Source organism: Aurantimonas marina, assembly GCF_017183135.1.
In the GTDB taxonomy this organism is placed as follows: Bacteria; Pseudomonadota; Alphaproteobacteria; order Rhizobiales; family Rhizobiaceae; genus Aurantimonas; species Aurantimonas marina.
Genome location: NZ_JADDXW010000012.1, coordinates 45,982 through 69,264, shown reverse-complemented (window position 1 = coordinate 69,264; position 23,283 = coordinate 45,982). Strand labels below are relative to the sequence as shown.

20 protein-coding genes are annotated in these 23,283 nt (G+C 64.5%); 6 read left to right on the top strand and 14 right to left on the bottom strand.

Going from position 1 to position 23,283, the window contains the following annotated elements:
- Positions 1 to 6: 6 nt before the first annotated feature.
- The 3 genes from ING15_RS14045 (at position 7) to ING15_RS14035 (ending at position 5,798) form a co-directional block, all read left to right on the top strand.
- On the top strand, positions 7 to 2,271 hold the full coding sequence (locus ING15_RS14045; protein ID WP_206455460.1) for an acyl-CoA dehydrogenase: 2,265 nt from the start codon (positions 7 to 9) through the stop codon (positions 2,269 to 2,271).
- A complete protein-coding gene (locus ING15_RS14040) occupies positions 2,271 to 3,554 on the top strand; it encodes an acetyl-CoA C-acetyltransferase (RefSeq protein WP_206455459.1) in 1,284 nt (427 codons plus the stop codon). The genes ING15_RS14045 and ING15_RS14040 overlap by 1 nt, the downstream gene beginning before the upstream one ends.
- Before the next feature lie 123 nt (positions 3,555 to 3,677).
- Positions 3,678 to 5,798: a 3-hydroxyacyl-CoA dehydrogenase NAD-binding domain-containing protein gene (locus ING15_RS14035; RefSeq protein WP_206455458.1), complete on the top strand. Its 2,121-nt coding sequence runs from the start codon at positions 3,678 to 3,680 to the stop codon at positions 5,796 to 5,798.
- Here the strand turns inward: ING15_RS14035 and ING15_RS14030 are convergent.
- Entirely contained in the window at positions 5,788 to 6,630 is an 843-nt protein-coding gene (locus ING15_RS14030) for a fumarylacetoacetate hydrolase family protein (protein ID WP_206455457.1), read from the bottom strand. The two genes, ING15_RS14035 and ING15_RS14030, sit on opposite strands and share 11 nt — an antisense overlap.
- Positions 6,631 to 6,783: 153 nt before the next feature.
- Here ING15_RS14030 and ING15_RS14025 point away from each other — a divergent pair, with 153 nt between their 5' ends.
- Together ING15_RS14025 and ING15_RS14020 are read left to right on the top strand one after the other, a co-directional pair.
- A complete protein-coding gene (locus ING15_RS14025; RefSeq protein ID WP_206455456.1) occupies positions 6,784 to 8,580 on the top strand; it encodes an acyl-CoA dehydrogenase in 1,797 nt (598 codons plus the stop codon).
- An 8-nt stretch (positions 8,581 to 8,588) separates the two neighbouring features.
- A complete protein-coding gene (locus ING15_RS14020; RefSeq protein WP_206455455.1) occupies positions 8,589 to 9,329 on the top strand; it encodes a crotonase/enoyl-CoA hydratase family protein in 741 nt (246 codons plus the stop codon).
- Between the two features lie 26 nt (positions 9,330 to 9,355).
- Here the strand turns inward: ING15_RS14020 and ING15_RS14015 are convergent, their stop codons facing one another.
- The 12 genes from ING15_RS14015 to aroC form a co-directional block, all read right to left on the bottom strand.
- Complete coding sequence (locus ING15_RS14015; protein WP_206455454.1) at positions 9,356 to 9,988, bottom strand: DedA family protein; 633 nt, start codon at positions 9,986 to 9,988, stop codon at positions 9,356 to 9,358.
- Positions 9,989 to 10,062: 74 nt separating this feature from the next.
- Entirely contained in the window at positions 10,063 to 11,289 is a 1,227-nt protein-coding gene (locus ING15_RS14010; RefSeq protein WP_206455453.1) for a class I SAM-dependent RNA methyltransferase, read from the bottom strand.
- Positions 11,286 to 12,050 (bottom strand): TlyA family RNA methyltransferase, encoded by a 765-nt coding sequence (locus ING15_RS14005; protein ID WP_206455452.1) that lies wholly within the window; start codon positions 12,048 to 12,050, stop codon positions 11,286 to 11,288. Before ING15_RS14005 ends, ING15_RS14010 begins: the two co-directional genes overlap by 4 nt.
- Positions 12,051 to 12,701: 651 nt before the next feature.
- Positions 12,702 to 13,679 (bottom strand): O-methyltransferase, encoded by a 978-nt coding sequence (locus ING15_RS14000; protein WP_206455451.1) that lies wholly within the window; start codon positions 13,677 to 13,679, stop codon positions 12,702 to 12,704.
- Positions 13,676 to 15,097, bottom strand: a complete 1,422-nt coding sequence (locus ING15_RS13995; RefSeq protein WP_206455450.1) for an ATP-binding protein — start codon at positions 15,095 to 15,097, stop codon at positions 13,676 to 13,678. The genes ING15_RS14000 and ING15_RS13995 overlap by 4 nt, the downstream gene beginning before the upstream one ends.
- Positions 15,087 to 15,503 carry a very short patch repair endonuclease gene (locus ING15_RS13990; protein WP_206455449.1) on the bottom strand — a complete coding sequence of 139 codons (417 nt, stop codon included), beginning with the start codon at positions 15,501 to 15,503 and terminating at the stop codon, positions 15,087 to 15,089. The genes ING15_RS13995 and ING15_RS13990 overlap by 11 nt, the downstream gene beginning before the upstream one ends.
- Before the next feature lie 4 nt (positions 15,504 to 15,507).
- A complete protein-coding gene (locus tag ING15_RS13985) occupies positions 15,508 to 16,650 on the bottom strand; it encodes a DNA cytosine methyltransferase (RefSeq protein WP_206455448.1) in 1,143 nt (380 codons plus the stop codon).
- A gap of 186 nt (positions 16,651 to 16,836) precedes the next feature.
- Positions 16,837 to 18,753: a 1-deoxy-D-xylulose-5-phosphate synthase gene (gene dxs, locus ING15_RS13980; RefSeq protein WP_206455447.1), complete on the bottom strand. Its 1,917-nt coding sequence runs from the start codon at positions 18,751 to 18,753 to the stop codon at positions 16,837 to 16,839.
- Positions 18,754 to 18,915: 162 nt separating this feature from the next.
- Positions 18,916 to 19,188 (bottom strand): exodeoxyribonuclease VII small subunit, encoded by a 273-nt coding sequence (locus ING15_RS13975; RefSeq protein WP_206455446.1) that lies wholly within the window; start codon positions 19,186 to 19,188, stop codon positions 18,916 to 18,918.
- Between the two features lie 38 nt (positions 19,189 to 19,226).
- Positions 19,227 to 20,153 carry a histone deacetylase family protein gene (locus tag ING15_RS13970; RefSeq protein WP_206455445.1) on the bottom strand — a complete coding sequence of 309 codons (927 nt, stop codon included), beginning with the start codon at positions 20,151 to 20,153 and terminating at the stop codon, positions 19,227 to 19,229.
- A gap of 31 nt (positions 20,154 to 20,184) precedes the next feature.
- Entirely contained in the window at positions 20,185 to 21,057 is an 873-nt protein-coding gene (locus tag ING15_RS13965) for an FG-GAP repeat domain-containing protein (protein WP_206455444.1), read from the bottom strand.
- Between the two features lie 4 nt (positions 21,058 to 21,061).
- Positions 21,062 to 22,156 (bottom strand): chorismate synthase, encoded by a 1,095-nt coding sequence (gene aroC, locus ING15_RS13960; protein ID WP_206455443.1) that lies wholly within the window; start codon positions 22,154 to 22,156, stop codon positions 21,062 to 21,064.
- A 233-nt stretch (positions 22,157 to 22,389) separates the two neighbouring features.
- On the opposite strand from aroC, the gene ING15_RS13955 reads away from it, so the two are divergent.
- Positions 22,390 to 22,638, top strand: coding sequence for a DUF1344 domain-containing protein (locus tag ING15_RS13955; protein ID WP_206455442.1), 249 nt, complete (start codon positions 22,390 to 22,392; stop codon positions 22,636 to 22,638).
- Between the two features lie 12 nt (positions 22,639 to 22,650).
- On the opposite strand, the gene ING15_RS13950 is transcribed toward ING15_RS13955, so the two are convergent.
- A complete protein-coding gene (locus ING15_RS13950; protein ID WP_206455441.1) occupies positions 22,651 to 23,244 on the bottom strand; it encodes a histidine phosphatase family protein in 594 nt (197 codons plus the stop codon).
- Positions 23,245 to 23,283: the final 39 nt, after the last annotated feature.

The following is a 23,283-nucleotide window of genomic DNA, read 5'->3' as shown; positions in this document are numbered from 1 at the left end:
GAAGCCATGTCATTTCGTCAGGAAAAGCTGACGCGGCCGATCTATCGATGGGCCAAGGGCGTCATGCCACCGATCTCGGAGACCGAGCGGGAGGCGATCGACGCCGGCACGGTCTGGTGGGACGGCGAACTTTTTACCGGCAACCCCGATTGGAACAAGCTGCTCGCCATGCCGCCGGCGCGGCTGTCGCCGGACGAGCAGGCGTTTCTCGACGGTCCGGTGGGCGAACTCTGCGCCATGATCGACGAGTGGAAGCTGGTCTGGGAGGATCGCGACCTGCCGCCCGAAGTCTGGGACTTCCTGCGCAGGAACAAGTTCTTCGGCATGATCATCCCGAAGGAATACGGCGGCCTGGGCTTTTCCAACACGGCGCACTCGGAGGTCGTGCGGAAGGTCTCGTCCTGTTCCGTCGTCGCCGGCGTCACCGTCATGGTACCGAATTCGCTCGGGCCCGGCGAACTGATGCTGCATTTCGGCACCCAGGAACAGCGCGATTACTGGCTGCCGCGTCTCGCCGACGGACGCGAAATCCCGTGCTTCGGCCTGACCTCGCAGGAGGCCGGCTCCGATGCGGCCGCGATGCTCGACACCGGCATGGTGGAATATGGTGAACACGAGGGCGAGCGCGTTCTTGGCATCCGGCTGAATTTTCACAAGCGCTACATCACCCTCGGTCCGGTCGCGACGGTGATGGGCCTCGCCTTCAAGATGTTCGACCCCCAGAACCATCTCGGCAAGGGCGAGGATCTCGGCATCACGGTGGCGCTGCTGCCGACAGCGACCAAGGGCGTTCGCCACGGCGAACGGCATGTCCCGCTGCTGACCTATTTCCAGAACGGCCCGCTTTACGGCGACGACGTGTTCATTCCGCTCGACTGGATTCTCGGCGGACCGGATCAGATCGGCCAGGGCTGGACGATGCTGATGACGGCGTTGGCCGCCGGTCGCGGCATCTCGCTCCCCTCGCAATCCTCTGCCGCGGCCGCGGTTTGCGCACGCACCACCGGCGCCTATGCAAGGGTGCGCACCCAGTTCAACGTGCCGATCGGCATGTTCGAGGGCATCCAGCAACCGCTCGCCGACATCGCCGCCAACGCCTATCTGATCGATGCCGCCCGCCGGCTGACCGTCGCGGCGCTGGACGAAGGCCACAAGCCGTCGGTGGTGTCGGCGATCATGAAGGCGCATGCGACCTATCGCATGCGCGAGTCGGTCGAGCGGGCCATGGATATCCATGGCGGCAAGGCGATCATCGATGGGCCGAAGAATTACCTCGCCGCTCAGTACCGGTCGGTGCCGATCGGCATTACGGTCGAGGGCGCCAACATCCTCACCCGCAATCTGATGATTTTCGGGCAGGGGGCGATCCGCGCCCATCCTTACATGCTGAAGGAACTTCTCGCCCTGTCCGAGGAGGACGAGGAGAAGGGGCTGGCAGACTTCGACAAGCATTTCTGGGCGCATGTCGGTCATTCGGCCAAGAACGCGTTGCGCAGCTTCGTGCGTGGCTGGACCGGCGGTCTCGCGGCTCCGGCGCCGAGGAACGCGGCCTTCACCAGCCACTGGCGGCAATTGTCGCGCTATGCCTCGGCCTTCGCCCTCCTGTCCGACCTGTCGCTGCTCACGCTCGGCGGTGCGCTCAAGCGCAAGGAAATGCTGTCGGCGCGGCTCGGTGACATTCTTTCCGAACTCTATCTGCTCGGCGCTGTCCTGAAGCGGTTCGAGACGGAAGGGCGGCCGGAGGCGGACAAGCCGCTGGTCGAGTACATCATAGTGAAGGGCTACAATCGCATAGCCCTTGCCTTCAACGGCGTCCTCGACAACCTGCCGGCGCGATGGGCCGCGATCCTGACCCGGGCAATCGCCTTCCCGCTGGGCGTGCCCTATCATGAGCCGCCGGACGAATTGACCAGCGAGGTCGCGGCGATCCTGATGCGTCCGTCCTCGCAGCGCGACCGGCTGACCCCCGACCTTTATCTCGGCGAAGGGCACACCCATCATCCGATCAAGGACCTGGAGTTGGCCTTCGAACTGGTGACCGAGGCCGCGTCGATCGAGAAGAAGCTGCGCGCCGCCAACATCCGTGACCCCGAGGAAGCGCGGGAGGCAGGCGTGATCTCCAACGCGGAGTTCGTTCGGCTGGCGGAGGCGAAGGAGGCGGTGGACAAGGTCATCGCGGTCGACGCGTTTCCGATGGCGGAAGTCTCTCCGATCGCATCCCAGCACGATCGCGCAACCGGAAGCGGCGAACAACGTGAGGCAGCGGAATAATGGCAAAAGCGGTCTATCTCGTCGACGGCGCCCGGACGCCCTTCATCAAGGCGCGCGGCAAGCCGGGTCCGTTCTCGCCCGTTGATCTCGCCGTCCAGTGCGGGCGGCCGCTGTTGATGCGGCAAAGCTTTGCGGCGGACGCGATCGATCTGGTCATCCTCGGCTGCGTCAATGTGGTGGCCGACGAGATGAACCCGGCGCGGGTTGCGGCTCTGCGGCTGGGCCTCAAGGACGAAATTCCGGCCTTCACGGTTCAGATCAATTGCGGCTCCGGCATGCAGTCGATCGACACGGCGTTTCGCTATATCGAGCGCGGTACGGCCGACATCGTTCTGGCCGGCGGCGCCGAGGCGCTGAGCCATTCGCCGCTCGTCCTCAGGCGGGGCGCCGTCGACTGGTTCGCGGCGCTCAACGGCGCCCGCTCCGCGACCGACCGGTTGAAAGCCTTCACCGGGCTGCGGCCGGAGTTCCTCAAGCCGGTCATTGGGCTCGAGCGGGGCCTCACCGACCCGATCACCAATCTCAATATGGGCCAAACCGCCGAAGTGCTCGCCCATCTCTTCGACGTGTCCCGCCGGGATGCCGACACCTACGCGGCCGAAAGCCACAACCGGCTGGCCAGCGCGACGAAGCAGGGCTGGCTGAAGGACGAGATGCTGCCGGCCTTTTCCCGCGACGGCGAGGTCTTCGACCATGATGACGGGGTGCGGCCCGACTCCTCCGCCGCAGCTCTCGCCAAGCTGAAGCCGGTCTTCGAGCGGCCTTACGGCAAGGTGACGGCCGGCAATTCCTCGCAGATCACCGACGGCGCGTCCTGGGTCGTGCTGGCCTCGGAAGAGGCGGTCGAACGGCACGGCATGACGCCGCTGGCGCGCATCGTCGATTCCGAATGGGGCGGGCTCGACCCGTCGATCATGGGCCTCGGCCCAGTCGTGTCGACCGCGCCGATCCTGAAGCGACAGAACATGACGGTGTCCGACGTCGATCTGTGGGAGCTGAACGAGGCCTTCGCGACCCAGGTGCTGGCCTGCCTCGCGGCCTTCGACGACGCGAATCTGGTCGATCCGGTGCTCGGCCTGGAAGGCCGTGGCGGCCGGATCGACCACGCCAACATCAATGTCGACGGCGGTGCGATCTCGCTCGGTCATCCGGTCGGCACCAGCGGCAATCGCATCACACTGCATCTGGCCAACGCCATGCGGCGGCTCGGCCGCAAGCGCGGCATCGCGACCGAATGCATCGGCGGCGGCCTCGGTGGCGCGATGCTGCTGGAAGCCGCCTGAGCGCGCGACGAGACACCATGCCGGCGCGGGGCTTCGCGCCGGCTGTTCGCCCGAAACCCGATTCGGCGCCGCGATGTCCCAACCCCTCGCGGCGCGTTCCGACAAGAAGACGAGATCAGAACCATGGGCAGAATGCTGAACGCACTTTCCGATCGCGCCCTCGAACTCGGGCCGGCACGCGCGGCCGAGCAGCACGGTAACTGGCGGGCCGCCACCGACGGCGACTATGTCTACTGGCTGGTGCTCGACCGCCCGGACAAGGCAGTCAACACCATCGACCGGAGCGTCATCGAGGAGCTCTCGCAGCACGTCGACAGGATCATCGACCAGAAGCCCTCGGCGGTCGTGATCCGCTCCGCGAAGCCTTCCGGCTTTGCCGCCGGTGCCGACATCCAGCAATTCGCCGGCGCTTCGACCGGCGAGATCCGCGGCATGCTGAAGGAAGCGCATCTGGTCCTCGACCGTCTGGCCGAGGTCCAGGCGAAGACGATCGCGGTGATCAACGGTCATTGCCTCGGCGCCGGGCTCGAACTGGCGCTGGCCTGCGACCTTCGGATTGCGGTCTCGGATGCCAGCCTGGGCTTTCCGGAAGTGATGCTCGGCTTGCATCCCGGCCTCGGCGGTACCTACCGCGCTACGGCCATCGCCGACCCGCTGGAGGCGATGACGATGATGCTGACCGGCAAATCGGTCACCGCGAAGAAGGCCAAGGTGATCGGCCTCGTCGATGCGGTCGTCGAGGAGCGGCATGTCGGAGCGGCCGTGCAGGCCGCGCTCTACAACGAGCTCAAGACCGCCGCCGGCGGCTTCAAGACCCAAGCCTTCTCGCTGCGCCCGGCCCGCGCGCTGGCGGCGAGCCAGATGCGCAAGAAGACGGAGGAGAAGGCCGCCAAGGCACACTATCCGGCGCCGTATCGGCTGATCGACCTGTGGGAGGCCCATGGCGGCAATGCCAAGGCGATGCAGGAGGCAGAGATCGACAGCTTCGCGGAGCTGATCGAGACCGATACCGCGCAGAACCTCGTCCGGGTGTTCTTCCTGCGCGAGACGATGCGCGGGCTGAAGCAGGGCGAATCGGCGATCAAGAACGTCCATGTCATCGGCGCCGGCGCGATGGGCGGCGATATCGCCGCCTGGGCGGCGCGCGAGGGCTTTCATGTGACGCTCGGCGATGTAGCGACGCAGCCGATCGGCAAGGCGATCCGCGCGGCGACAAAGATGCTCACCGCGACGCTAAAGGACCCGCTGAAAATCCGCGACGCACTGGATCGCCTGACGCCGGACCCGAGCGGCCTTGGAATCGCCCACGCCGACATCGTCATCGAGGCGGCGCCGGAAAAACTGGAGCTGAAGCGCAAGATCTACGCCAACATCGAGCCAAGGTTGAAGGATGGGGCGCTGCTGGCGACGAATACCTCGGCGCTGCCGCTGGCGGACCTCGCCGAGGGGCTCGCCGATCCGTCGCGCCTCGTCGGCCTGCATTTCTTCAACCCGGTCTCCCGGATGCAACTCATCGAGATCGTCAGCCACGACAAGATCAGCTCCGAAACCGCCCGCCGGGCGACCGCCTTCTCCGTCGAATTATCGCGCCTGCCGGCCCCCGTGGCCTCGGCGCCGGGCTTCCTCGTCAACCGCGCGCTGACCCCGTACATGGCCGAGGCGCTGATCATGGTGGACGAGGGCATTCCGAAGGAGCGGATCGATCGCGCCGCCGAGGATTTCGGCATGCCGATGGGACCCGTCGAACTCGCCGACCAGGTCGGGCTTGATATCGCCGTCGAGGTTTCAGCCTCGCTGCGCGAGCGGCTGGACAGCGACTTTCCGGAAACGCCGGCCTGGCTGGAGAGGATGGTTGCCGATGGCAAGCTCGGTCGCAAGACCGGCGCCGGGCTCTACGCATATGATTCCGATGGCAAGCCCAAGAAGCAGAAGATCGAGGCGCTGCCGGATTCGGCCTCGGACGATGCCGACATTCTGGATCGATTGATCCTGCCGATGCTGAACGCGGTCGTTGCGTGCCTGCGCGAGGGCGTCGCAGAGAGCGAGGATGTTGCCGACGGGGCGATGATCTTCGGCACCGGCTTCGCGCCGTTCCGGGGTGGGCCGATCCACTACGCCAAGAAGCGCGGCGTCGATGAGATCGTCGCCAAGCTGAACGCGCTGGCGGACAAACATGGCGCTCGTTTCAAGCCCGATGCGGGATGGGACCGCCTGAAGGAAAAATCCACCGCTGTTACAGGCTGACGCAGGTGGAATCCTGCGACCCGAGCCCGGTGCCGCCGAGCGTCACCCGGTCGCCGGACTTCAGGAAACGTGGCGGGTCGTAGGAAAGGCCGACGCCGCCGGGCGTTCCGGTCAGGATCACGTCGCCGGGCTCGAGCCGCATGAAGCGCGAGATGTAGGAGATGAGATACGGCACCTTGAAGATCATGTCCGCCGTATTGCCCGACTGCTGGCGCTCGCCATTGACGTCGAGCCAGAGGTCGATCTCCCCGTAATCGGGCAATTGGTCGGGTGGGACCAGCCACGGGCCAAGCGGGGCGAAGGTGTCGTGCGACTTGCCCTTCGACCACTGCCCGCCGCGCTGCAGCTGAAAGCTGCGCTCGGTGATGTCGTTGCCAAGCGTGAAGCCCGCGACGTGCCGGAGCGCGTCCTCGACGCTGACATATTTTGCCCTGCGGCCGATCACCACGGCGAGTTCCACGCCCCAGTCGACCCGTGTGGACAGCTTGGGCAACTCGATCGGATCGGTGGGTCCGCAGGCCGCCGTCGCCGCCTTCAGGAAGATCGTCGGCTCCGGATTGACCTTGAAGCCGGCGAGGCTGGCGCTGTCGTGGTAGTTCGGTCCGACGCCGACGATCTTGCCGATTTTCTGCACCGGCCTGCACAGGCGCACGCCCTCGGGCACGAGCGGCAGCGAAGCGGGATCGAGGCGCCCGCAGGCGGCGAGTTCATCAGGGTCCAGGGATGGCCCGGCCAACGAGGAAACATGCTCGGAGAGGTCTCGTATACGGTTGTCGTCGTCCATCAAGCCCGGCCGCTCGGAACCGCGGTGGCCAAAGCGTACAAACCGCATCAACTTCCTCCTGATTGCTGTATGACGGAAATGGTTGAGAACGTATTTCGGTTCCTTGCGCTAAATTGACTTTTACGTAAGATGCGATCCGGTGGATTTGTTCGATATCCCTTGAGGATCGCTCGCTTCAACGCCGGTTTTGGAGGATATTTCATGTACAAGGCACCAGTCGGCGAGATCGCCTTCGCCCTCAAGAAGGTCGCCGGTCTGGAGCCGGCGATGGAAAAAGGCCTGCTCGGCGAACTGACCCCCGATTTGCTGGACGCGGTGCTTGAGGAAGCCGGTCGCTTCGCCAGCGAAAAGGTCGCGCCGCTCGCTGAAATAGGCGATCGAGAAGGGACGTCCGTGACCGACGGTGTGGTGACGACGCCGACCGGCTGGAAGGAACTTTACGCCGACTGGATCGCCGGCGGCTGGAACGCCCTGACGGGTCCGGAGGAATATGGCGGCCAGGCCCTGCCGACATCGCTGTCTGCCGCCGTTTTCGAGATGTGGAACTCGGCGTCGATGGGCTTCGCGCTCGGCCCGACGCTGACCGTCGGAGCGGTGGAGGCGCTGGAGACGCACGGTTCGGATGAGTTGAAGGCGGCGTATCTGGCCAAGCTCGTCTCCGGCGAGTGGAACGGTACGATGAACCTCACCGAGCCGCAGGCGGGCTCCGACCTGTCGGCGCTGAAGACCAAGGCCGAACGGGCCGGCGATGGCAGCTACCGGATTTTCGGCCAGAAAATCTACATCACCTATGGCGAGCACGATTTCACCGACAACATCGTGCACCTCGTGCTGGCGCGGCTGCCCGATGCGCCAGCCGGCGTGAAGGGCATCTCGCTGTTCCTGGTGCCGAAATTCCTGGTCGAGGCCGACGGATCGCTCGGCCGCCGCAACGACGTCTTCTGCCATTCCGTCGAGCACAAGCTGGGCATCCACGGCTCGCCGACCTGCACGATGATCTACGGCGACGGCAGTGTCGACGGCGAGGAGGCCGGCGCGGTCGGCTATTTGATCGGCGAGGAAAATCGCGGTCTCGCCTGCATGTTCACGATGATGAACAACGCCCGGCTCCTGGTCGGCGTGCAAGGTGTCGGCGTTGCCGAGGCGGCTTTCCAGATGGCGCTCGACTATGCGCGCGAGCGCCGCCAGGGCCGCTCGACGCGGCTGGTCAAGGGCGCCGAGCCTTCGGGGCAGATGAGCCCGATCGTGGAGCATCCCGATGTCGCCCGCTCACTGCTGACGATGAAGGCGCTGACCGGCTCCGCGCGCGCCATCGCCTATGCCTGCGGCCACGCCAGCGACATGGCCAAGGCGAGCCGCGACGAGGCGAGCGAAGCGCTGGCCTGGAAGGAGCGTGCGAATCTGTTGACGCCGATCGCCAAGGCGTTCGCCACCGATATTGGCGTCGAGGTCGCCTCGCTCGGCATCCAGGTGCATGGCGGCATGGGCTTCATCGAGGAGACCGGCGCCGCGCGGCTGCTGCGGGATGCGCGGATCGCGCCGATCTACGAGGGCACCAACGGCATCCAGGCGATCGATCTCGTCACCCGCAAGATCGGCCAGTCGGACGGCGCCGCGGTCAACGCCTATCTGGCCGAACTCGCCGAGACGGTCGACGCCGTGCGCGGCCGGAACGCGGCTGATTTCGGCGTCACCGGCGAGGCTTTGGCGGCCGCGCTCGACGATCTGAAGGAGACGACGGCATTTCTCGCAAAGGCGCTCGCCGACAAGGACATGGACACCGCGCTCGCCGGCGCGACGTCCTATCTCAGACTGTTCGGCCTGACCGCGGGCGCCGTCTATCTCGCCAAGGGCGCGCTGGCCGATACCGGCCGCACCGAGCGCACGCATCTCGCCCGCTTCATGGCGGAGAATCTCCTGACCGAAACGAGTGCGCTGAAGCGGCAGGTCGTTGCGGGCGCCGCCAGCTTCGCCGCCGCCCACGCGATTCTCCAGTAGGTCCCATCATGAGCGATTTCATCGAGACCGGCATCGAATCCGGCGTCCTCACCATCCGGATGAACCGCCCGGACAAGAAGAACGCCATCACCCGGGACATGTATCGGGCAATGGCCGATGCCTTGGTCGCCGCCAGTGGCGACGAGGGGGTCCGGGTGGTGCTGATCTGCGGCACGCCCGGCACCTTTACCGCCGGCAACGACATCAAGGATTTCATCGCCATCGCCGAGGGCGGCGCCCGGCACATCGACGTGCATGATTTCCTGCGCGCCATCGCGACGTTTTCCAAACCGTTGGTCGCCGCAGTCGACGGGCTTGCCATCGGCATCGGCGCTACCATCCTGATGCATTGCGATCTGGCCTATTGTTCGCCCGGCTCGATCTTCAGGACGCCGTTCCTCGACCTCGGCATCACGCCCGAGGCCGGTTCCACCTTGATCGCGCCGAAGCTGATGGGCGACCAGCGCGCCTTCGCCTTGCTGGTTCTTGGCGACACGTTCGGCGCTGAAGCCGCGCGTGAAGCCGGCCTCGTCTACGCGATTGTGGAAGAGGGAATTGAGGCCACGGCGCGCGATGCCGCCCTGCGACTGGCCGCGAAGCCGCCGAAGGCCCTGGCGATCGCCCGCGAGCTGCTGCGCGGCCAGCGCGAGGATCTCCTCGAACGCATCGATCTGGAGGTCGAGTATTTCTCCGAGCGGATGACCTCGGACGAGGCCAAGGCGGCGTTTCGGGCGTTTATGGCGCGGTAGAGGGTTTTTCTCATCCCCGGGGCGGCTCACCCCCGCGAGTCGGGGGCCGTCGGCTCGTCGGCCTCGTCGCTCTCTTGCTCCGCATCGTTGAACAGGAAGCGATAGGTGCCGACGATGCCGACGAGGCAGACGCCGCCGGCAATCAGGATGATCGGCCAGGTGCCGACTTCGGCGAAGACATGCCGGAACGCGGTGCCGAAGACATAGGCGCCGAGGCCGTAGGCGCCGGCCCACAGCGCCGCGCTGATGCAATTGTAGAACAGGAAGACCGGCCAGTTCATCCGCATGGTGCCGGCGACGAAACCGTTGAGCTGCCTGAGAATGATCACGAACCGCGCCACCAGCACGACGGCGAAGCCGTAGGTCTGGAAGCGCTCCTCGACCATGGCGAAACGCTTCTCGCCGAGGCCGAAATGCGCGCCCCAGCGCACGACGATCTTGCGGCCGTAGCGGCGCCCGACCAGATAGCCGAGATTGTCGCCGACGATCGAACCGGAAAAGGCCGCGATCAGTACCGCGACAATGTTGAAGGAGCCTTCCCCCGACAGCATGCCGGCGGCCACGATAAGGCTTTCGCCGGGCAGCGGCAGGCCGGTCGATTCAAGCAGGACGACGACGAAGATGAACGCGTAGCCGTACTGGATGAGATATTCGGTCAAGGCGTCGGCGTCTCATGGCTTGGGGGCCACTGTGGCTCGCATGGTTGGCGCATCGCCGCAAGCCTTGCGCCGGCTCAGCGCTCCAGAAGCGCAACGACCTCCACATGCCGCGACCATAAAAACTGGTCGATCGGCGTCACCGATGTCACGCGGTAGCCGCCGTCGGAGAGGATCTTGAGATCGCGGGCGAGCGTCACCGGATTGCACGAGACCGCGGCGATCCGCCCGACCGTCGAGGCCGCGAGCTCACGCGCGAGGCCTTCCGCCCCGGCGCGCGGCGGGTCGAAGACCGCACCATCATAGGGCTTGAGCTCCTTCGCCGGGATCGGACGGCGAAAGAGATCGCGCCGTTCGGTCGTCAGCGGCTTCAGGCCGGGCCGCGAGCGCCAGGCGGCGAGGAGCGCGGCGAGCTGCGGCACTTCGGCCTCGACCGCGTGGACGGTGGCGTGTGGCGCCAGACGCAGGGCGAACGTCCCGCAGCCGGCGAAGAGGTCGGCAACGCGCTTGGCCCCTGCCAAATGCGACAGCACCTGCGACGCCATCGTTGCCTCGGCCGCCGCGACGGCCTGGACGAAGGCGCCCGCGGGCAATTCGACCGTCACGCCGCCGAAGTCCATGGTCGGCGGCTGCGTCACCACCAGCGTCTCGCCGCCGACCGACAGCCGCGCGAAGCCTTCGCCAAGCGCCAGCGACACCGCCTGCCGGTGCATTGGCTCCGACAGTTTCGCCGCGTCGGCAATCGCGACGTCGAGGCCGGTGAGCGTCGCGGTGACCGTCAGCTTCAGGGGCCGCTTGCGGTCGACCAGGATCGCAGCGAGCTTTTGCAGTGCCGGCAGAGCGCGTTCGATGGCCGGCAGCGCGATCGGGCAGACGGTGATCGGGACGATGCGGTTGGAATGGGCGGCGTTGAAGCCGAGCAGCACCTGATTGCCGGCGCGCACGGCGGAGAAGGCCACGCGCCGCCGGGAGGCCGGCGGGCAGGGCACCAGATCGCCGACATCGGCTTCGACCTCGGCGCGGGCCAGCGCCTCGACGACGAGATCGCGCTTGAAGGCGCGATAGAAGGCGTCGTCGGCATGCTGCAGGTCGCAGCCGCCGCAAGTGCCGAAATGCGGGCAGGGCGGCGTCTGGCGATGCGGCGAGGGCGTGAGGATCGTGGCGGCCTCGGCGCGCGGCCCCCCTGTGGCGATCTCGACCGTCTCACCGGGAAGCGTGAACGGCACGAAGATCGAGCCGGCCCCGGTCTCGGCGATGCCGTCGCCCTGCGCGCCGAGCCGGTCGATGGTGACGCGCTCGCTCATGGCTTTTCCGCCGCGAGCAGGAATTCGTGGTTGCCGTCGCCGCCGGCGATGGGCGAGGGGATCATCTCGCCGACCCGCCAGCCGGGTTGCGCGGCCAGCCAGTCGCGAAGCGCTTCGGCCACGAGCGGCGCGCTGTCCAGGTCGCGCAGCAAGCCGTTCTTGGCGATCGCCTCGCGGCCGGCCTCGAATTGCGGCTTGACGAGGATCACCGCCGATGTCCCCGGCTCGGCCAGATCCAGCGCCGGCGGCAGGGCGAGCCGCAGCGAGATGAAGCTGACATCGGCGACGAGGAGATCGAAGCGGTGGCCGTTGAGGTCGAGGCGGGTGAGATCGCGGGCGTTGAGCCCCTCGATCGCGGTGACGCGCTTGTCGGCGGCAACGCGCGGGTGCATCTGCCCGTGGCCGACGTCGATCGCCACCACATGCGCCGCGTCGCGCCGCAAGAGCGCCTCGGTGAAACCGCCGGTCGAAGCGCCGAGATCGAGCGCGGTGCGGCCTGCGACGGGAATCGCGAAATGGTCGAGCGCGGCTTCCAGCTTCAGTCCGGCGCGCGAGACGTAGTCCGCCGCCGGGTCGTCGAGGGTGATCTCGCTTTCCGGCGGCACGTTGAGGCTCGGCTTGGTGACGACGAGCCCGTCGACCTTGACGTGGCCGCGCAGGATCGCGTCGCGGGCGCGCGCCCGGCTGGCGGCGAGGCCGCGGTCGGAAACGAGGGTATCGAGCCGCACGCGCGACAGATGCTGTTCTTCGGTGGAGGCCATCGGCAGGTCATGCGGCGGGCGGGGAGAAATGGCAAGCGGTGATTGGGAAGACGCGGCAAGGCGTTCCCGCGCCGCGATGCGGCCGGGGCATGATGTCCGCCGACGCCCTGCCGGGACGCTGGCGGGAAAAGTTTCGCCGTTCCGTCCCCGCCATTCGGCGCGGTCAGGTCGGCGGCACGCCGGAGGCGGACCTCCAGAGTGTAGGGTAGCGGTCCACCTTCGGCGTGCCGCGCGGGATTTATCGAACCCGATTCACCGGGCGCCGAAGGGGCGGGCCGGCTTGCGCTGGCCCAATTCCTCCGGCGGTCTGCCCTCCTCCCGCCATCGCAAGACGACGCGACAAGGGCCCCAATGGCAGCCGACTCTTCGCAAGGCCGAAGCCAAGCTCAAGCGGATCGATCCGCAGACGCCCCGTAGTAGGCGACGGGCCGGCAGTACCTCGGGTCGTCCGGGATGCGGTCCCTCCGGAAGAGGCCGCAGCGCAGACGCCGCCCGCCAGCCCCCGAACGATCCCGGTGATCATTCGTGCCCGATCGCGGGCCGGCGGTGAGGGGAGTATGCGGGAGGGGAAAGGGGTGGGGATATTTTTTTAGAAGGGTGAAGCGGTTGGGTCGATAGCGGAACGTCCAGTTTGGGTGGTTAAATGGACAACTAATCGCTAACCGACTGAAACAGTGGGAAAAATCGTCTAAAGCGCCTGTAAGTTGCCACGTCAGCGGGATCGAAATCGAAACCAAGGGTGTCATTGAGGGTTGCCCCCTCGTTTCGTTCGACCATGTCAAGAGCGTGACGCTCTCGAGGCGAGAAATCCGGTATCGTCAGACGCTCTACATTGCTCCAATCGCGTGCGGTATGCACCCAACCACGCAAGCCAAATATATCGTCGTCTGCCTCGTTGGCGAAGAGGACAGTGACCGTCACCATTCGAGTGGTGTCGGTGTAATCGGTCAGCAATATCGGCACCGCGACCCTGTTGGCGCCCGAATTCCGAATACCCATTTCACAAGCCCGTCCGACGCAGCGCGCCAAGGCCACGCCGATGTCATCATTTGAGATCTGCTCAATGGAGCCGGGAACATAATCATTCAACTCCTTTTTTAGGATGACGGCCCTTTTCCGCTCCATCGGTAATTCTTTTTGCGCTGGAGTCAGTTGGGCTTCTCGCTTTCTTTCCAGTGTTGCGAATTCGGCGTTCAACGTTACCCGGAGCATGTCGCCAGGCTGGAGAACCGCCGCGAGCGCATCAACTTCCTTCAACTGAGCCCGACGCTTCGGCTCCGTATAGTCAAGCCAAACAATAGCCCGGTCCGAGCCGAGACGTTCCAGAAAATCCTGTATTTTCGAGGGCAATTCGCCGCTGTGGAGAGTCTCGCATATTGAAGTCGGGAGCACCGCATTGAAGCGCTGTCTCGCAACCACGTTCGGGTCTATATCAAACGAAACGAACTTGGTGAGACCTGCCCTCCGCAGAACGGCAAGATGATCAGAGAGGTGCCTCCCGCCCATGGACAAATAGGCGTATTTATCCGCGCCTTCGCGCGCGACGGCGACGGACACGAGTTCCGCGAAAAGTTCGCGATCAACGTATTTATTGGGGCGCAGTCGATAGGGAAGACCGCTGCCGCTCATTTCTTTACAAGCTCATTCGCTACGCGATCCCAGGCAGCCGCGCCGACGTCGCCGGGCTTGGCCTTGGCGTCATCCAATAGTTCCGCCCCGAGGCGCTCAATTTCGGCACGATCCTTCGAGAACGCCACACGCCGTTTTGTGTTTGCTGACGGGGGGGTCGGCAGCGTCGGCCGGTACACCTTGGCTTCGTAGGGCGAGCCACGAACTATTTTTCCATCCTCCGACGCGGCCAATTTTATGCTCCGGGCTTCGACGCGTTTGCCTGTTGTCAAAAAGGTGTCGGTGTCTTCTTCGCTGCCCTTCCACTTGTTTGTAAACGCAACGAATAGCCGGATACCCTCCATTGCAGCGTTTCGTGCCGGAAGAAAAACGTCCGAATCCGTATCCAAGTCGCGCTTCGTCGTCGAAATTGGCAAACGCTTGGCGTCGAGCGCAGAGAAGATAATGAGGCCACTTATCGCGCGGAACTGGGGATGGTACCTCGGCGTGCTTGCGATGCCCCATCCTGTAATCGTCGTTCTGTCCGAAATTACGACGACACGCTCGTTGCAGATTACCGTGATACCAGCAGCATCGGCGGCAACGCCTTCTCCCTCATCGGGATCGGTCGCCTCTTCAAGCTCTGACTGCCGGGTCAGGTTTCGAAAAAAGCCCAGCGTCACTTTTATCTCGACACCGTTCGCCTGTGCCTCAAAATCATAAGGCTTCACCTGTTCGGAGAAAATAAGTTGCACCGTCTCAGGCGACACTGGATGTCCGTTAAGCGTGACGCTAAATCCCCGGCCCATAATGTAGGCGAAGTGCTGACCCAGTTTGGTTCGCAGGGCATCGAGGAAGGTATCGTCTCGGAAGCGCTTCGCGGTCTCCGGCAGCAAGTCCGTTACGGCGATTTCGACGCCTCGCTCGCCGTTGTCCTCTATATCGTCGATCTGCAGCAACCAATCAGGCGACTCCGGGTCCAGCCAATCGGGGTCGTATCGAACTCGCACTGCCCTCTCCGAAGAGCGCGATGTGACCGTAGCATCGCGCGCCATCTTGAAGATGGCGCGCTTCATTCCAATCCCGTACATTCCGATCGTTGGAAGGTCGCCGTCTAACTCAATGCTTGGTCTCCCTAAGCGGAATGCTGGGCCGAGATAAGCGTTCGGGATCCCTCCGCAATTATCTATAAGACGGAAGCTATCGCCGTCCATTTGCAGATCGCAGCGATATCCCTCGAATGGCCGTGTGGTCTCTAATTCTTCGCGTTTAGATCGCATCGCCCCGTCGACGCTATTATCGACAAGATCGAGGATTGCGTCGTCAAGCTCGATATCCCGAGGGAGCATTTGCACGAAGAAGCGTTTCGTTGGCGCGCCGTCGATTGTCTCGCCACCACCTACCATCTTCTTGTCGCCCATCGATTCATCAGTTCCCATACTTTTCGATCTCCTTCAGAAAAGTATACAGGGTATCTTCCCTCTTCGTCTCGCATTCCCAGATCGTTAGCACCTGCCATCCAAGTGATTGAAGCTTCCTGCGAGATAGCTCATCTCGCTCGATGTTCTGGGCGAATTTCTTTTGCCAGAACGCAATGTTTGACTTTGGCGTCGATGCCTTCCGGCAACCAGGGTGTCTGTGCCAAAAGCATCCGTGAACAAATATCGCCAGCCGCCGCTTTGGAAATACAAGATCGGGCGAGCCTGGGAGGTCGCGTCGGTGGATGCGGAAGCGTAGTCCGCGGCGGTGCGCGGCCGATCTCACTCGTATTTCGGGGGCCGTGTCCTTAGACGATACGCGCGACATCAGCCAAGACCTGCGGTCAGTAGAAAGTCGATCTGTCATAAATCTACTCAGCAGCTACGAAAAAAACCTCAGATAGATCCGCCTTGTTTGTGCCTGTGTTCGCATTATCGCCGAAATTGGCGGAAAACAGCCCGAGATGCGCGCGGATTGCCTTGAAAATGGCTGCGCTCATGATTGGTGATACGCTATTCCCAATCATTCGGAAGCTGTGCCAAACCGTCGGATGGAAAATGTGAGCGTCTGGAAAGCCTTGGAGGCGCGCCGCTTCCCGAACAGTAATCACGCGGTTCTCTGCCGGGTGAATTGGACGTACGGCCTGATAAGATCCTTTGTCCGCACCAGTCCCCGCGCGCAGCGTCGGGCATTGGCCGTCCCATTTTAGTCTTGAATGACGACCAATCGGATCGACCGCCCCAGGTTTCACCAATGCAAATCGGTCGATAACTGCCTGTGAGTGGACCGTCGGCCTGTGCCCAGTGAAAGTCATGTCGTCAGATCGAAGCGGCAAAGCGTAGTCGGAGGGGAGTCCCCGACGCGTAATCGTCCATCGGTCGAAACCCGGAAAACTGTCGCACGAAGGAAGCATACGGGCACATGCGAGATCGGAAATCGCCGCCTTGACCGTAGCTGCCGGACGTTTGAACTTCTCGACTGCTTGCCGATTGATCGGCGCCTTCAGATCTTTACGAACCCCGATCACGAACATGCGATTGCGCTTGGTTGCTGCGCCGAAATCTGAGGCGTCCCAGATTAGCGGCCCAAGCACGTCGTACCGAGGCAGCACTAGTGCCAGTGCACCTTCGAGCACTGGCAAAGCGTCGACGTAGGCCAGGCCGCGTACGTTCTCCATCACGAAAAAATAAGGCTCGATTTCCGAGACAATCCGGAAAAAATGCCCGAGCAACTCACGACGCGGATCATTGCTAGACCGACGCCCAATATCGCTGAAACCCTGGCAGGGTGGCCCGCCAAAAATTCCGGTAATATCATCCGCTACGGCTGCTCGGATTTCATTGCCGGACAGTGTCGCCACATCGCGATGGAAGAGTTCGGTGTTAGGAAAATTTTTCGGGAAGGAGGACGTCAGGATCTTGTCGATATCATAAGCTGCGGCAACCTCGAAACCCGAACTATGAGCGCCCAACGAGAACCCACCGGATCCGCAAAAAAGATCGACCAACTTCATCGCGACGATACCGCCCCTATCTGATTAAAAAAGCAACGGTAAGATCGCATCGGGGTGCTAGGAAAGGCTATCTTTTTGTGCTGCTCAGGGCAAGGGACGACGGCCATCCACAGCCTATGCTGAAAACGTTCGCTTTTAGTGAAACAGAGGCTGGCATTGAATGACTTGCGTGGGCGCCCCACTCCCTCATGCCTTCAGCACCCGCTCGGCCTCGGCGCCGAGCGCCCGGAACACGGCGTCGACGATGCCCTTGCGGTCGAGGGCGGCGGTCTTGACCATCGCTTCCGGCGCGGCGTGGTCGACGAAGCGGTCCGGCATCGTCAGCGGCCGCACCTTGAGCCCGTGATCGAGGAGGCCGCGCACCGCCAGATGTCCAAGGACTTGCGTGGCGAAGCCGCCGCTCGCCCCTTCCTCGACCAGGATCAGCACCTCGTGATCGCGGGCGAGGCGCGCAATCAGATCGGCGTCGAGCGGCTTGGCGAAGCGGGCGTCGGCGACGGTGGTCGACAAGCCGAAGGTGTCGAGTTCCTCGGCCGCAGCCAAGCTGTCGGCGAGCCGGCTGCCGAAGGAGAGGATAGCGACCTTGGTGCCTTCCTTGACGATGCGGCCCTTTCCGATGGCGAGCGCCTCGCCGCGCTCGGGCAGGTCGACGCCGGTGCCGTTGCCGCGCGGATAGCGGAAGGAGATCGGCCCGTCGTCGTAAAGCGTGGCGGTGCGGACCATGTGGCGCAGTTCCGCCTCGTCGGCGGCGGCCATCACCACCATGCCGGGCAGGGGGCACAGGAAGCCGGTGTCGAAGGCGCCCGCATGGGTCGGCCCGTCGGCGCCGACATAGCCGGCGCGGTCGATGGCAAAGCGCACGGGGAGCTTCTGGATCGCGACGTCGTGGACGATCTGGTCGTAGGCGCGCTGCAGGAAGGTGGAATAGATCGCCGCGAACGGCTTGTAGCCCTCCGAGGCGAGGCCGGCGCAGAAGGTGACCGCGTGCTGCTCGGCGATGCCGACGTCGAAGGTGCGGGCCGGGAAGACGGCGCCGAACTTGTCGAGGCCGGTGCCGTCCGGCATGGCGGCATGGACGGCGACGATCCTGTCGTCCTCGTGTGCCTCCTGGATCAGCGTTTCTGCAAAGACGCTGGTGTAGCTCGGCGCGTTGCCCTTGGATTTCGCCTGGGCGCCGGTGATGACGTCGAATTTGGAAACGCCGTGATATTTGTCGTCGGAATCCTCGGCCGGCGCGTAGCCCTTGCCCTTGCGGGTGACGACATGGACGAGGATCGGCCCGGTCTGGGCGTCGCGGACGTTCTTGAGCACCGGCAGGAGGTGATCGAGATCGTGGCCGTCGATCGGGCCGACATAGTAGAAGCCGAGCTCCTCGAACAAGGTGCCGCCGGTAAAGAAGCCGCGGGTGTATTCCTCGGTCTTGCGGGCGCCCTCGCGCATGAAGTCCGGCAGATGCTGGCTCAGCGATTTCGCGCGGTTGCGCAGGGTCCGGTAGGTCTTGCCGGAGACGAGGCGGGCGAGATAGGCGCTCATCGCGCCGGTCGGCGGGGCGATCGACATGTCGTTGTCGTTGAGAATGACGATGAGGCGGGCGTCGAGCGCGCCGGCATTGTTCATCGCCTCATAGGCCATGCCGGCGCTCATCGCGCCGTCGCCGATCACCGCCACGACGTTGTTGGTGCCGCCGGCGAGATCGCGCGCCACCGCCATGCCGAGGCCGGCCGAGATCGATGTCGAGGAATGGCCGGCGCCGAAGGGGTCGTATTCGCTTTCGGTGCGCTTGGCAAAGCCCGACAGCCCGCCTTCCTGGCGCACCGTGCGCATCTTCTCACGCCGGCCGGTGAGGATCTTGTGCGGATAGGCCTGATGGCCGACATCCCAGATCAGCCGGTCGTCCGGGGTGTCGAAGACGTAATGAAGGGCGACAGTCAGTTCGACGACGCCGAGACCGGCGCCGAGGTGCCCGCCGGTCTTCGACACCGCGTCGATCAGGTCGGCCCGCAACTCGTCGGCGACCTGCCGCAGCTCGCTCTCCTTGAACCGGCGAAGGTCTGCCGGCGAGGCGATCTGGTCGAGCAGCGGTGTCGTCAACTCGTTGGGCACTGGCAAACCTCATAGGTCTTGTCGTTGCGCTGGAGCGGCGCGTATCCAGATTAAATTGGTTCCAGCCTGCTCCGTTCAACCCACTGGAGACAACTGAATTTCGGTCGCGCGCCTGCTAGGAGAAGCGCGAGGGCGCGCAGCCGATGGCCCGTGATCGGCCCGTCAGCCGGGATCGAGCGGCTCCGTCCCGACCGGCTTGCCCTGCCGGTTCAGCTTGATCTTCTCGACCTTGTCCTCGGCCGCCGATAACAGCCGGTCGCAATGGTTCTTCAGCTTCTCGCCGCGCTCATAGATGCGGATCGAGCGGTCCAGCGGGACATCGCCGCGTTCGAGATCCGAGACGATCCGCTCCAGCGCCGCGAGCGCGTCCTCGAAGCTCATCCGCTTGATGTCGGAATCGTCGGCCGGAAGGGTGGCCTCGTCGATGTCTGCCATGGGGTTCGCGTCTTTCGAGCTTATCGGAGCGTACGGCGTCAGCCGGTCATCAGCCGTTTGACGTGGGCGGTGGTCGAGACGGCGAGCCCCTCGAGGTCGTAGCCGCCTTCGAGGATGCTCACAAGCCGGCCGTTGCAATGCTTGTCGGCGATGGCCATCAGTTCCGCCGTCGCCTGGTCGAAGTCCGACGCCTCCAGCATGAGATTGGCCAGCGGATCGCGGCGATGGGCGTCGAAGCCGGCCGAGATGATGATGAGATCGGGTTGGAACGCCTCCAGCGCCGGCAGGATGCGCGACGCGAACGCCTCGCGGAACGCCAAACCGCCGTCGCCTGCGGACAAGGGGGCGTTGACGATGTTGCCGGCGCCGGTCTCGTCCTTGGCGCCGGTGCCCGGATAGAGCGGCATCTGATGCGTGGAACAATAGAGAACCGAGGGATCCGACCAGAAGATTTCCTGCGAACCGTTGCCGTGGTGGACATCCCAATCGACGATCGCCACCCGTTCGAGACCGTGCGCCGCCTGGGCGTGGCGGGCGGCGATGGCGGCCTGGTTGAACAGGCAGAAACCCATCGCCGTGCTCGATTCAGCGTGGTGACCTGGCGGCCGCGACGCGACAAAGACGTTGTCTGCCGCACCCGACATCACGTCGTCGACGCCGGCCATGGCGGCACCGACGGCATGGAATGCGGCGGAAAAACTCTTCGGGCTGACGATCGTATCGTTATCGATGCGCGCGAGGCCCTCGTCCGGGATCGCCGTGGCGATCTTGCGGACGAAGGCTTCCGGATGGCAGCGATAGATCGCTTCCAGCGTTCCCTCCGGCGCCTCGACCCGGTCGAGATGCTGGAACGCCTCGTCTTCCAAGGCGGCGGCGACCGCCTTCATGCGGTCCGGCCGCTCAGGATGACCCGCGCCGGTCAGGTGCTCGACGAAGATCGGATGGTGGTAAAGTCGGGTTGTCATAATCTACGAGCTAGCGCCTTTGTCCTGCGGATCAATTCTCTACCTGTGTCAGGCTGGTTCGCACCGTTCCCCCGTCCTCTAGCCGGAGCTCGACCGCCTCGCCGTCGGCGCTGAGCCGAAGGTGTCCGACCGCCCGTGACGCAAGCGCGACCCGAGCGACAAGCGTGATTGCATCGGACCCAAGGCGCACGACCTCCAGCGCCGTGCGCTCGGCATTCGGCAGGATCAGCGCCGGCGCGCCCTTGAGGCTCACGACCTCCGCCAGATCGAGATCGCGCGAGCCGATGACATGGTTGCTGTAGCCGGACCGGCTGGCGCGCAGGCGCAGCTTGCCCTCTTGCCAAGCATAAATTTGCAACGTGCCGCCGATATGCGGGGTTGTCACGATCGCGATTTCCGGACGGTCGTCCCCATCGAGATCGGCGGTGGCCGCGACGTTCAGCCAGCGGCTTGGCCGGCCGATCGGCGGAATCGCGGCGCGCTCGACCAATTGTCCGTCGACCAGTCCGTAAACTGCCAGCGCGGCCCCCTTTGTGACATCGGAGCGGATGACGACGACCTCGTTGCGGCCGTCACCGTCGAGGTCCACAAGGCGCGGCGTCAGATCCTCGAAGACCTGGGTCTCTGGAAGAACCGCTTCGATCGTCCGGCCATCGTGCGTCTTTGCCACCAGCGAGCCGGCCTCGATCGCGTCGCCGAGAATTCCGTGGGCATAGCGCGTGGTCGGGCGGGCGAACCAGGCAACTGCGATGTCGCCGCTGGCCGATGTGGCGATGTCGCCATCCGTGAGGCGCTCGGCCGCCAGCAGTGGCGACAGCGTCGCGGCGAACAGGACGGCGTTCGACAGGCCGGTGGTGAACCAGGCCCAACGGCGTGATTTCGTGGCGGGCGCGTCCCTGCGCATCCGCTTACCCGCGTCCGGTCTGGCCGCGATGGCGCAGATAATGGTCGGCGATCGCGCAGGCGACCATGGCCTCGCCGATCGGAACCGCGCGGATTCCGACACAAGGGTCGTGGCGGCCCTTTGTCATCACGTCGACTTCCTCGCCATCGGCGTTGATCGAGCGCTTCGGCGTCAGGATCGACGAGGTCGGCTTGACCGCGAAGCGCGCCACCACCGGTTGGCCGGTGGAGATGCCGCCGAGAACGCCGCCCGCATGGTTGGACAGGAATTGCGGCTGGCCGTCGGCACCGATGCGGATTTCGTCGGCGTTGTCCTCACCGCTCAGCGTCGCGGCCGTAAAGCCGTCACCGATCTCGACGCCCTTGACCGCGTTGATCGACATGAGGTTCGCGGCGATGTCGCTGTCGAGCTTGCCGTAGACCGGCGCGCCGAGGCCGGCCGGAACGCCTTCGGCCACGACCTCCACGACCGCCCCGACCGACGAGCCCTTTTTTCGGACGGCATCGAGATGTTCTGCCCAGCGCTCGGCGGTTTCCGCGTCCGGGCAGAAGAACGGGTTGCGATCGACCTCGGCCCAGTCCCAGCGCTCGCGGTCGACGGCGATGGTGCCGATCTGCACCAGAGCCGCGCGCACGAGGAGGCCGGGTACGATGCGCCGTGCAATGGCACCGGCCGCGACCCGCGTCGCGGTCTCGCGGGCCGAGGAGCGGCCACCGCCGCGATAGTCGCGGACGCCGTATTTCATATCGTAGGTGATGTCGGCATGACCAGGGCGGTAGCGCCGGGCGATGTCGGAATAGTCCTTCGAACGCTGGTCGACATTCTGGATTTCCAGCGCGATCGGGGTGCCGGTCGAGACCAGTTCGCCCTCGCTGTCGCCCGGCATGACGCCGGACAGAACGCGCGCCTGGTCCGGCTCCTGGCGCTGGGTCGTGTAGCGCGACTGGCCCGGACGGCGCTTGTCCAGAAACGACTGGATCTCGGCTTCCGAGAAGCGGATTCCCGGCGGCGTTCCATCGACGACGCAGCCGATCGCGATGCCGTGACTTTCGCCCCAGGTGGTGACGCGGAACAGATGACCGAAACTGTTGTGAGACATGAAACTCCGCCGGAAGAAGAGGCTTGCGCCCAGTCCGCTTACGTTAGCTTAACCAACTCCGTCAAATGCAACCGATCGACATCAAACGTAACGAGACGGTACGAGAATTGACACAATCCGGGGTGAGATTTGCCTGGTCGGCGAGGTGCTTCGGGCCCTGCCGGCGTGGCCCGCCACCGCGCAAATATTCAAATGCGAGCGCGCACGGACCGACAACGCTACGAGGGCAAGCCGTGACCAGGAAAATTCTCGCATTTTTCGCAACGTCCTTCCTAACCGTTGCAATGACGATCCCGTCGATGGCGCAGGAGGTGGATGGCACGATCGAATCGATCGATCGGGAGCGCGCGCAGCTGAAATTGAGCGACGGGCAGACCTACGACCTGCCGGAGCATTTCGACTATGAGGCCGTTCTGCCCGGCATGAGCGTCGTGCTGATCTTCGATGAGCCGGGAAACATGCATCTGGTGGATGTCGGCTGACCGGGAGCCAATTCAGACCCAACTGACGACCGCCTCGCGATAATGCAGGATGCGGTCCTGTGGGATCCCGACATGCGATGCCTCGTCGGTGGCGAGATCGTTGTAGATGTTTAGAAAGCTGCGCGTGACGCCGCCGTGGGCGGTGACGATGGTTGGCTCGGTCAACGCGTCGAAGACAGGTCGCACGCGCTCAGCGAGCATCGCGTAGGATTCCGCATCGGGACCGGGCGGCACGAAATTCCACTTGTGGGCCTTGCGCGCCGCGATCCCCTCTGGATCGCGGGCACGGACTTCCTTGATGGTCGATCCCTGCCAGTCGCCGAAATGCAACTCGACCAAGCGTCCGTCCGTGGCAAAGTCGTCGGCATCCAGACCAAGCTCGGAGCGGATGATCCGCATCGTTTCGGCGGCGCGGGAGAGCGGGCTCGATAGAAAACGAAATTTCCGCGCGCCCTTGCCGAGGACATTGCGCAGATAGCGGCCATTGCGCTTCGCCTGGGCGCGGCCGAGAGCATTGAGAGGGACATCTTCCTGACCCTGCAGACGGCCTTCTGCATTCCAGTCGGTCTGGCCGTGGCGGCAAAGATAAAGGTCCGGGAGCGCCATGGTCAGCCGTGACGCCGCCGGTCGGCACCTGGAGCAGCG